The organism is Bartonella sp. AP7XZML (genome assembly GCF_042195745.1).
Classification (GTDB): Bacteria; Pseudomonadota; Alphaproteobacteria; order Rhizobiales; family Rhizobiaceae; genus Bartonella.
Genome location: NZ_JBHIOT010000070.1, coordinates 1 through 10,422, shown reverse-complemented (window position 1 = coordinate 10,422; position 10,422 = coordinate 1). Strand labels below are relative to the sequence as shown.

General features: G+C 33.8%; 15 protein-coding genes and 2 pseudogenes. 11 read left to right on the top strand and 6 right to left on the bottom strand.

Annotation, left to right across the window (positions count from 1 at the left end):
- Positions 1-338, bottom strand: a 338-nt coding sequence (gene ssb, locus ACFILT_RS05785) for a single-stranded DNA-binding protein (RefSeq protein ID WP_375679730.1), incomplete at its 3' end; no start/stop codon positions are given.
- Between the two features lie 301 nt (positions 339-639).
- On the opposite strand from ssb, the gene ACFILT_RS05780 reads away from it, so the two are divergent.
- The 3 genes from ACFILT_RS05780 (at position 640) to ACFILT_RS05770 (ending at position 2,427) form a co-directional block, all read left to right on the top strand.
- Positions 640-831 carry a hypothetical protein gene (locus ACFILT_RS05780; RefSeq protein ID WP_375610932.1) on the top strand — a complete coding sequence of 64 codons (192 nt, stop codon included), beginning with the start codon at positions 640-642 and terminating at the stop codon, positions 829-831.
- Positions 832-898: 67 nt separating this feature from the next.
- Positions 899-1,327 (top strand): type II toxin-antitoxin system HicB family antitoxin, encoded by a 429-nt coding sequence (locus ACFILT_RS05775; RefSeq protein ID WP_375610933.1) that lies wholly within the window; start codon positions 899-901, stop codon positions 1,325-1,327.
- Between the two features lie 245 nt (positions 1,328-1,572).
- A complete protein-coding gene (locus ACFILT_RS05770; RefSeq protein ID WP_375679729.1) occupies positions 1,573-2,427 on the top strand; it encodes a hypothetical protein in 855 nt (284 codons plus the stop codon).
- Here the strand turns inward: ACFILT_RS05770 and ACFILT_RS05765 are convergent.
- Together ACFILT_RS05765 and ACFILT_RS05760 are read right to left on the bottom strand one after the other, a co-directional pair.
- Positions 2,411-2,950 (bottom strand): hypothetical protein, encoded by a 540-nt coding sequence (locus tag ACFILT_RS05765; RefSeq protein WP_375679728.1) that lies wholly within the window; start codon positions 2,948-2,950, stop codon positions 2,411-2,413. The two genes, ACFILT_RS05770 and ACFILT_RS05765, sit on opposite strands and share 17 nt — an antisense overlap.
- 1,559 nt (positions 2,951-4,509) lie before the next feature.
- Positions 4,510-4,761, bottom strand: a complete 252-nt coding sequence (locus ACFILT_RS05760; protein ID WP_375638815.1) for a hypothetical protein — start codon at positions 4,759-4,761, stop codon at positions 4,510-4,512.
- A gap of 206 nt (positions 4,762-4,967) precedes the next feature.
- Between ACFILT_RS05760 and ACFILT_RS05755 the strand changes: the two genes are divergently transcribed.
- Positions 4,968-5,108, top strand: coding sequence for a hypothetical protein (locus tag ACFILT_RS05755; RefSeq protein WP_375679727.1), 141 nt, complete (start codon positions 4,968-4,970; stop codon positions 5,106-5,108).
- A gap of 462 nt (positions 5,109-5,570) precedes the next feature.
- Here the strand turns inward: ACFILT_RS05755 and ACFILT_RS05750 are convergent, their stop codons facing one another.
- From ACFILT_RS05750 to ACFILT_RS05740, 3 genes are all read right to left on the bottom strand, one after another.
- Positions 5,571-5,819, bottom strand: a complete 249-nt coding sequence (locus ACFILT_RS05750; RefSeq protein WP_375638811.1) for a hypothetical protein — start codon at positions 5,817-5,819, stop codon at positions 5,571-5,573.
- 77 nt (positions 5,820-5,896) lie between these two features.
- The gene (locus ACFILT_RS05745) at positions 5,897-6,304 is read right to left on the bottom strand and encodes a hypothetical protein (protein ID WP_375632671.1); all 408 of its coding nucleotides are present in this window, start codon (positions 6,302-6,304) and stop codon (positions 5,897-5,899) included.
- A gap of 55 nt (positions 6,305-6,359) precedes the next feature.
- Positions 6,360-6,677, bottom strand: coding sequence for a hypothetical protein (locus tag ACFILT_RS05740; protein WP_375632673.1), 318 nt, complete (start codon positions 6,675-6,677; stop codon positions 6,360-6,362).
- 46 nt (positions 6,678-6,723) lie between these two features.
- On the opposite strand from ACFILT_RS05740, the gene ACFILT_RS05735 reads away from it, so the two are divergent.
- The 7 genes and pseudogenes from ACFILT_RS05735 to ACFILT_RS05705 form a co-directional block, all read left to right on the top strand.
- Positions 6,724-7,359 (top strand): S24 family peptidase, encoded by a 636-nt coding sequence (locus ACFILT_RS05735; protein WP_375679726.1) that lies wholly within the window; start codon positions 6,724-6,726, stop codon positions 7,357-7,359.
- Between the two features lie 315 nt (positions 7,360-7,674).
- A pseudogene (locus ACFILT_RS05730) lies at positions 7,675-8,048 on the top strand (hypothetical protein).
- A gap of 65 nt (positions 8,049-8,113) precedes the next feature.
- Positions 8,114-8,319 (top strand): annotated as a pseudogene (locus tag ACFILT_RS05725) (hypothetical protein).
- 70 nt (positions 8,320-8,389) lie between these two features.
- Positions 8,390-9,148, top strand: coding sequence for an antA/AntB antirepressor family protein (locus tag ACFILT_RS05720; RefSeq protein ID WP_375679725.1), 759 nt, complete (start codon positions 8,390-8,392; stop codon positions 9,146-9,148).
- A 12-nt stretch (positions 9,149-9,160) separates the two neighbouring features.
- Positions 9,161-9,430 (top strand): hypothetical protein, encoded by a 270-nt coding sequence (locus ACFILT_RS05715; protein ID WP_375679724.1) that lies wholly within the window; start codon positions 9,161-9,163, stop codon positions 9,428-9,430.
- 58 nt (positions 9,431-9,488) lie between these two features.
- Complete coding sequence (locus ACFILT_RS05710; RefSeq protein ID WP_375679723.1) at positions 9,489-9,941, top strand: hypothetical protein; 453 nt, start codon at positions 9,489-9,491, stop codon at positions 9,939-9,941.
- A 3-nt stretch (positions 9,942-9,944) separates the two neighbouring features.
- Positions 9,945-10,422: hypothetical protein (locus tag ACFILT_RS05705; RefSeq protein ID WP_375679722.1), on the top strand; the 478-nt coding region annotated here is incomplete at its 3' end.

The following is a 10,422-nucleotide window of genomic DNA, read 5'->3' as shown; positions in this document are numbered from 1 at the left end:
GCATCAAGCAAATACAACTCGCCTTTGAATTGTGGTAAGACAATCTCTGTTGTGTAACGGTCATGCCCATTTTTATCTTGCCATTTGCGTGTCTGTAATTTTCCTTCTATGTAAACCTTTGAACCTTTGTTTAGATATTGAAGTGCAATTTTTGCCAAATGTGGATTAAAAATCACCACGGAATGCCATTCAGTTTTCTCTACTTTTTGATGAGTATTTTTATCCGTATAGCTTTCAGAAGTTGCCATACGAAAATTGACTATTTCTGTTCCAGAATTCATTGTTTTGCTTTCGGGATCAGCACCTAAACGCCCGATTAACATCACTTTATTTAGCATGTTTTTTCTTACCTTAAATTTGTATTTTAATACATACAAAATCCTAGCATAATTTGCATATTTTTTTCAATTATTTCAGTTTATTAATAACAGTTTTTTAAGTATTACATTATAATATTATTTGACAAATTATTCATCAAAAAAACATGTCACACAAATGGCACGGCTTTCTTATTTCTGCTTTTAACGTTTCAATAAATATCCTTTCATTAAGAGTCTGTATCAAATTTTTGTTCGATTTATTGTTGACTATCGAACCTTTTTGTGCGATATTCATTTTATAAAGAAAGGGGGAGGCTAAATGAAACGAGAAGCACTGCTTAGAGAATTACGTAAAGAAGCCAGAAATAGAGGCATTCATTACAGTGAAGCTCCTGATGCAGGCAAAGGGTCATATTATTTGGTAACTTTTGGAGACAAGACAACCGTTATAAAATCTGGTGAATTGACCCCACTTTACGTGAAAATAATAAAAAAGCAGTTGAGGGTATGAGTTACTCTCTCAATGGCTTTAATTTTTCGTTTTAAAAGCATTTCGATTATGGCGAGGATACCTAAACATGGAATACACTTATCAAGCAAAACTGGAATCTGATCCAGACGGTGGTTTTATTGTAACCTTTCCAGATGTACCAGAAGCAATAACAGCTGGAGAAAATAGAGCAGAGGCATTAGAGAATGCTGTTGAAGCTTTAGCTTTAGCATTACGGAGCTATTCTATGCGTGGTTTGCCTTTACCAATGCCACAACAGTATAAAGACCTTGTAGAGGTTACTGTAGATGCATGGAATGTTCTTAAACTTGCAGTGGTAGAAGCCTTTAATGAAGCGAATATCACAAAAACAGAATTGGCTAATCGTTTGGGTAAAAAAGAAACAGAAGCAAGACGCATTCTTGATCCAAATTATCCAACTAAGCTTCAAACATTAGAGCAAACACTGAGTGTTCTTGGAAAGAAAGTCGTTATTACAATCAAAGATGCAACCTAATTTCTTCTCCACTTAAAAGCTGGGAAGATGATCATACTTCTTTTAAACTTAAGCAGCTTTTAATAGATCTTCTAAAACTCATATTGCTTCTACAATTAAAATTTTATAGCCTCCACCTTTCACTTGAATGATTCTAAAAGACACGAGATATTTGAGATACAAACCACCTACTTCATAATCACTGAGATAACTTAGATAGTATCTATCGCCCATAAGACTATAAACGTTGTAATTGTGTTAGCTTTATGAATACCATTAACTTCCTTTCTTATAAATATGAAATAGATACAGACTCAAAATTAGTTAATACAAATTGTATCGATAAATTTTTGCAGGAAGGAACGTATACTCTTACCGTGAAGAATCAATGTGCTACCTTAACAATTGAAAAACTTTTTGTGGAATCAAGTACCTACTATTGGGTTTATGTTTTAACAGGAGAAGAAAGTCCTTATAACCCTGAAGTGATTGATTCCGAAAATGGCTTTCAAAGCGTTCCTAACCCGCGTTCTAAAAAACAAATTGAACAAAATGAACAATATTTTGGAGTTTTGATTCCTACAAAATTCATTCTTTTTTCTTCAAGTAAAAAGCTAAACCAATGCTTGCAGTCACACTACAAAGAAAATTTCAAGGAAGAAATTAATATTTTACCTGAGCTTATTGATAAGCAAGATTTCGAAAAAAAATTGCATTCAATTAAAGAAATAAAACTAAAATATAAAAAACAAAAACAATTAGAACTTTTTGGAAAGCAATCAGCAAAATGCTTAGTGGAGTTGGCTAAAGATTCTCTTGATGCATTTCCCACTGATGATGTTACTGAAATAGAACTCAGCTTAGATATCAAATTTAAAGAAGAAAATAATTTAAGGGAATATTTGTGGAATTTTTTAAAAAAAGATAAAAAAAATCCTATATTGCACAAATTAAATTTTGTGGGAGATACATATGATAAGTTCGATGTAATATTTAATACTGAGAGTTTTCAGCATAGAATCCGTATTAAATCATCTAAAGATGATAATGGCAGATATAATAAAGATTTTGTAAAAAAAGAATTGATATTTGAAATCGAAAATTTCACTGTGGCTTTATAATGGAACACTGCAGTGTAAGGATAGATATATTTATTAAATTGCGTGTATACAACATAAGAAAGAGTACACGGCATAAAAAATAATACCAAAGTACAATGTTTAAATACCAAATAGCAATATCTGAGTACCACATTATGGTATCTAATGAAAAAGGAAATTTGTGTTCCACATACCTAAAAATGACAGGCAAAGAAACAGTTTCTTTATAACTATTTGGGAAAATTAAAACGACAAGCGCTAAAATTATTATATTTAAGAGTCGGTGCATATATTGTTGTAAATCACGTGTTAGTTTCACCCAACCCGTTGTATCATCATCTTTATATTTTGGGTTGTTCTGCAACTCAGGAGGAATATTAGAATTGCATAAAATTGCAAAAATAGTTGTTACTATTATCAAACCAACAGATGCGAATGTCAAAATACCCTGAATAAAGTCAATATTTTTTTTAATTCCTGAAAAACATAAAAATATAAAAACTATAATGCCAAACAAGGCTCTTAGTTGCTTATCTGTAAACATACTCATTTCCTGTGAAAAAATTATGATTTCAATTTTTTAAATTATTTTCTGATAGACGGCACAAACTACCTTTAGTTTTTTCGCGTTTGCTTTCCTTTTAATAGCAACGTCTTCTATTGCATCCAGTTGCTTTTAGTTAACCTCATCTATTATTTATCTATAGTTGATGATCGCTTTAAGTACTAAGATCCTCTAACCTTTCATAAAGATTAAAGAAACACTCTGTTTTTTTCAAAAATACACGAAAGAACTTAATGACTGCTGCAATATTTTTTTACATTGATACTAGCTATTTATGTTTTTTAAACAAATATCTCGAAATTTTCACATCCTAAAATTCTTAATTTGTATTAAAGGATTCACTTAGTTTATAAATTTGGTACTGCATACAATTTTAGGAAAGTATTATACCTTAAAAAAACTTTTTAGTCACTCTTAAAACGCATATCTAATCGTAAAATGATCACCACTTTTCACTATTTTGCTAACCTGCAATGTTTTTCACTGTTCCTCCAATACCATTTAAAGTTTCTTCAAGCTCTTGCTTGTGAACAAGCGTTAGTCGTCTAAAGTGCTCTTTCACTGTTTTTTCTTTGAGTGTTTTCTCACGTGTATTTTCAATTGCTTNATTGCTTGACCAGTTACGATATCTTCGACACCCTTTTTCAGAGCATATGCTGAAATCCGTTCCAGCATCATGCTATAGGATAGGACAACGGCTTTGGAATCTGTGTTCGCAGGGACTCTCATGCTTGAGAGTAGGAAAGAAGCTTGCTCAATTTGCTTAACTGAAGCTTTCACAGAGAGCAACGCTTGTAGACGATTGCAAGCATCTAAGGTTTGCGCCTCCTCCTGTTTCGTCAATGTATTCCCAGCTTTCAAAGTCAATGGATACCCCGGACTGATCATTTCCATAATGACCACCTAACCGTTTCTCCTGTTCTAATCTTGCTTTTTTCTGTGCTAAAAAAACACTTTGGATGTGTAACCCAATTGCACCCAGTCCTTTGCCAATCTCGTTTGTTTGCACTTTTTACCTGGGTTTGCTATCCAGTAATTTGTGAACCGTTCAAATTCTGACACTGCCTCATGATGCGTTAATCCTTGATCGATTGCGTATTGCAAATTATGTTCAAAATCCGCAGGTAAGCGAAACCCATCTTTTGACCTAGTCCGCTTCGCTTTTTTGGGAACGTTCTTTTGCTCGTGAATGGGAGGTTGGTTTTCTACACCCGTTGTGATTTGCTCTGGTTGGCTTTCGCAAGCATGAACCTCTGTTGGCTCGTCAATCTGTTCGTTTGTTTCTAAACTTTCAGAACAAATTTCTTTTTTTTTCTAAAACGATAGTTTAGTTTTTTTATTATATATGTTATTGTTAATGACATCATTAAGCATTGCTTCTGTATTGCTAGAATCCTCACAAGCATCATGCTTAGCATCTTGATCATCACTAATTGTTTTTGTTTTATGATGTTTTGCCCATTTTTCTTGCGCTGCCTTCTGTGCTCTCTGAAAATTTATTTAAATTTTCGTTTGAGTTCTTCCTCAACATCTGAATTTCACAAACGACCATCTTCTAAGCAAATGATGTGTCCAAATCTAAATAAATAATCTAATGCCTTTTGAAATCTTTTTACTGAACAACAAGTAAAATGAGATAATATTTGTGAATCATTCAAAAGAGGTTCACGCGTGTGTAACATTCTTATCCGCAACTTCACATAAACATTGACTTCCATAGGCGGTAAATCAGAAAGTTTAAATAGCCATTGGTCTGTATTAAGTCTCGTCCATGGTATTTTACTGGACATGTATACCCCCCTTCTTTCTTTAAATATAAAATTGCTAAAGAGTCTGCTTCGTTGTCGTCTTTAGGCACATGTCTTTGGAACATATCGCCCAGCCTGTCTTTGTCCCTAGATCAAGACAGAAAATCGTGTTAGTCATTTGCTATTCCATTTAAAAATATTTTTATAAAGCCGTTCGACGGTAATTATTTTCGAAATAAAGGTGGAAAATGCCTGATAATGGTGTGCTTCAAAATACAAACAATCAAGTAAACAACATTCCACTACAACCTTTGTTTATTACATCTTGTTATGAAGAGTTTGCTGATGATATTGCATGGTTTAATATTTCACAATATAGCCCCCTTTGATATTAAATTACATTCTGTTTCTGGTGTTTACTGTCGGAAACCATGTAGTGATATTAACTGGGAACATACTAATTCTTGGCCTGAAGTATTTCTTTCTGTTGGTCAATTTAATGCACCTTCTTTACCTTATTGCCATAATATCGAAGATAGAATTCATTTTATAAGCCCACCTGAAGTACCTGCGTCGAAAGTATTATTGTCTATAAATATTCCAGCCCATACAAAAGTTTTGCTATCATAGGTATACAATTTGGGGCCGATATTGATAGAACATATGGGGCTTCTGTTAAACTTACTTTTCAATTTTCTCCAACTTATGATTTCACAAAAATTTTTAATGCTAATATTTTTTTAGAACGTATATTTCCCCTAAAGAAGAAGCCAAACGAATCCAATCATCATGGAATGAAATGGAGGCTGCAACAGATCGATTAAAAGCATATCAATTACGAAGCGCTTCATCTAATATGCAGACCGCTTATTATGCTTCTCGAATAATCCCTGAAATTTCTCTTGGAAAGCTTGTGTGTTACCGTGTACCTCTAAGTACAACTTTGATCCTAAAGCATTTTTAGCTATTAAATGGTTATTTTCATCAAAAGAAAAATTCCAATCAGAATTACTAAAAACAATTGTACAACCATCTGGAAAACCTATTGCATGTATTAAATCTTCTGAAGAGCTAAAAGTATAACGTGGTGGTTTTTTCATTTCCTCCCCTTATGGTTGATGCGTATTTATATGTGCGCTATGGCAGAGCGCGTAGTTATAAGTTTTGAAAAATTGGATTAACTCAATTCAGACACACACTGCACGCATCTTATTAATTTGATTTCTTCTTTTCTTTTTTCGATGAGTTTATCCCTTAAGAAATCAAGCCTATTTTTGACTAAGGCTATAAACAAGATCAGCTCATTTAAGCGATAAAAAGATGACAACTCTTGAGAAAAATAATTATCAAACCAAGTTGTAGTTGTAAAAGCTTGCGTAAACACAGATAAAAACCATTGATTAAAATCATCGTACGGCAATAACGGAAAATATTTTCTATCATCACGCGCAAAGATACTATGCAGCATATAGACAAAACAACCTGTTGATGAGGGATCTATGCTTATTTCAAAACATGCATCTTGAGGCGAAAGGACACCATAATATATGTTTTCCTGTCCAATCTTATTAACAAGATCAATCAACTGGACTTTGCTTATAGTGATCTGTGAGACATCTACTATCTCTGATCTTTCTTCTTTAAGAGTGTGAATGGTGCTGTTGATGTTCATTATTATCTGTAGGGGCAGCAATAAAAGCAGAATGTGAAGATAATTTAGAATCACATGATTGCGTCCTATAAAAAAACGAGAAAAAGTCTTCTGCCTTAATCGGTGCTCCAATTCTTTTAGCTTTATTCAAAAGAATTGGGATATGTTTTGTCGGAATTCTCCCACCAGTTCCACCTTTTGATACAGGACGGAGCCAGACGTACATGCGTGTTCTATGAACCCCAAGCAACTGAGATACTCTACGAACCCCACCTAATAAATTTATTATTTCCGAAAATTGTTTCATAAGTCATATTGTATCTTATTTAGGTACAATATCAATAGAAAATGTAATGAAAATCACAAAAGATTTTTTTTCTAACAAAGATATAATGGAAACCATGAATAACATTATGAAAATTTGGCTAAGTGAAGCCTTACAAGAATCTGGATTATCTCAATCATCGCTTGCCAGACAACTAAGTGAGAAGGTATATCGCCCTATCTACCGCTCTGCAGTCAATAAAATGCTGACAGGTGAACGAGGAATAAGTGCACAAGAAGGTATAGCAATTGAGGAAATCACAAAATACCCACTTCCACGAAAAAAAACTATACCCTTAATGGGTTATGTCGGAGCAGGTTCAGAAATTATCCCCTATGAAGATGGTTGGCTTGAAGAAGTGAAAATGCCCCCATATATTACAAAGGATACATACGCAGTAAAAGTTGAAGGCGACTCAATGGAACCTTTCATTGAAGATAAATCCATTTTATTTTATTCAGAAAACATTTCTCCAAGTTTACTTCTTAATAAAAAAGCAATTGTCTATACGCAAGATGGACGTTGTTTTGTCAAAATAATAAAGCAAGGTAGTAAGCCTGGTTTATTTAATTTAGAGAGTTTAAATAGGTTGTATCCAGAAATAAAAGATATTGCATTAATTTGGGCTGCGCCTATAGACTGGATAAAACCACCGAGATTTTAAAATAGTTAAATCATATGAGCATAATTTTCTTCTTATCGTATATTTCTGTTAAGTAGAGAATTATGCAAATATTTGCAAAATAATCGGTTAGAATATTAAAATTCAATGTAATTAGTATTACTAAAGCTCTAGCTATTCTAAACATATACCCCTTTTTTAGTAATTACAGTTTTAATTTTCTAAGTAGATTTTTATATTTATGTAAAAATTTCTAAAATCGGTACATATGTATTAACATATGTTCTTAAATACACTACATTGGTATCCATAAACCACACACAAACAATTGCCAAGAGGCGTTGGGGAGGAGAAATTATGGAAAATCCAATTCTTATAAATTCCGATGAAATTTTATTAGTTGTCTATAATGATGATCAAAACATTGGTCGGTCAGGACCACTGGATGAAAGCCAAGTTCTAAAAATTATTGACGAGGCAGATGATGCAATCCAAATCTTTCGCATCAATCCTTCTGAAAAGAACTGTGAAGACATTTCTGAAGAGATCGCAGAAGCATATGTAAAAGAAAATATCGAACGTCTCTATGAGGATAGTGAGGTTCATTATTTTATATGAGAAAGTGATGTTACAATAAACTTTTAGGCGAGATCGCAGACGAAAAATATAATGATGAGATTTACGGTACTTACGAACAACAACACCGTTTGCGTCCTTGTGATGTGCTTTAAAAATTCTAAAGGGCGCTTTTAAATGTGCCCCCTTTAATCCATCAATAATTGATTAGAGTAAACTTATGAATACACATGATAATGATAGTGAAGGATATCTCATACCTGAAAACGAGGTAGACAACAAAATCGGTTATGTCCAAAATCTGAAATAGAAACAGATAAAACCGATAATCATTACTTCAAAATTTACGCAGCAAGGAAAATCGCTAAAGCAGAGCGCCATAGAAACTATGGCAGAATATTATACCAAAACTTGTGTTTTTATTAATTTAGGAAGTGATGATGAAAAGCCTTATTGTAACATCTGAAAAATATGAACTTTTTGAAAGGAGTTCATCATGAATACTCTCATAGAGATTAAAGAAGAAGCCATTGATAAGGAAATTGTTCAGACAGTAAATGCACGTGATCTGCATGCATTCTTAGAGGCAAAACGTGACTTTTCCAATTGGATTAAGGATCGTATTACCAGATACAATTTTATAGAAGGACAAGATTTTATAAAAACACAAGATTTGCGGTCACCAAATTTGGCGAGTGCAAAATCTAGAGCTGTTATCACAATTAATTACCATCTCACTTTGGAAATGGCAAAAGAACTTTCCATGGTGGAGCGTAATGAAAAAGGTAAACAAGCCCGTCAATATTTTATTGAATGTGAACGGCGTGCAAAGAAACCTTTAGACCTTACAAACGCTTTGGAAGAGTCTCTCTTTGTGAAAAAACTGCTTTTAGAAAGCGTCACACAATTAGAGACCTTAAAAAGTGAAGTGAGTACCCTTAAACCCAAAGCTGCTGCTCTTGAAAGTTTGCAACGTCATGACGGACTGTTTGGTCTTACAGAAGCTGCTAAAATACTCGAGATGCAACCAAAACAATTCATTCAATTCTTACAGCAAAAAGGTTGGATTTACAGACGAGCAGCAGGTGGAAATTTGCTTCCTTATCAAGACAAAATCCAAAAGAAACTTATGGATTGTCCAACTATCACACTTCAAACCGCAAGTGGAATAGAAAAAGTCATTCCTTGCGCAAAAATCACAGCAAAAGGAATTGGTGTGCTGTCTCAAGAGCTTAAAAGACAAAGCATGCATTAAGAGGAGGTTATTATGATAAAAAAGAAATACAAACTGACTGATGAGACAATTAAAGTTGATAGAATAACGCTTTACCGTATCCGTGCATTAAAAGACTTTGGAGATGTTAAAAAAGGTGATCTTGGTGGCTTTGTAGAGAGTGAAAGAAATCTTAGCCATGATGACAATTGTTGGGTTGGTGATGAGGCGTGGGTTTATGAAATGCATATGTCTATGAAAACGCCAAGGTTTATGAAGATGCCGAAGTCTATAATAACGCAAAAGTTGGTGGTAATGCCATAGTAGCTGGCAAAACAGCATTTTATGGAAGTGATGCTATCTTAAGGTAGGGGCAAAAATCATGGAAAAGAAATACGAATTGACTGATGAAACAATTGAGTTTGAGGGCAAAACCCTTCACCGTATTCGTGTTTTAAGGGATTTTGATGATGTTAAAGCAGATGATCTAGGCGGCTTTATAGAGAATGAAGACAATCTAAGTCATGATGGCAATTTCTGGGTAGGCGATGATGCAAAAGTCTATGGTTATGCCAAAGTTTTTGATGATGCACATGTTTATGGAAACGCTCGTGTAGATGGTCATGCAAGAGTTTATGGCAAAGCCAATGTTTTTGGTGATGCTTATATTTATAACATTGCTGATATTTACGAAAATGCACAAGTTTCCGGTGGTGCATTTATTAGTGGAAAAGCTGAAATTTATGGAAATGCCAAAATCTATGGTGATGCATTTATTCATGGAAACGCAGAGATCATCAATGATGAAATCATCATAACGGGCGTGAGGCAATAAACCATGGAAAAAAAATACGAACTTACTGATGAAATAAAAGAATTTCATGATGCAAGAACCGATAAAAGTAAAAAACTTTATCGCATACGTGCATTAAGAGATTTTAGAAATATTAAAAAAGGTTACTTAGGTGGCTATATACAAAAAGAAGACAACCTATCGCATGAAGGTGATTGTTGGGTTTGGCATAAAGCTATAGTTTATGGTGACGCTAAGATTTTCGGCAATGCACAAGTATTTGAACGCGCAAAAATTACAGGCAGGGCGCGTGTTTATGAAAATGCAAAAGTTTGCGGTGAAGCATATGTTGAATATGATGCGCAAATTTACGGCAATGCACAAATTTATGGTGAGTCTCGAGTTTTGGGCCATGTTTATGGCAATGCCCGTATCTATGGAGATGCTTCTATAAGTGATAAAGCACACATTTCCGGAAATATGAAAATTCTAGATGGAGTATATATTTTCGATAATGTAAATA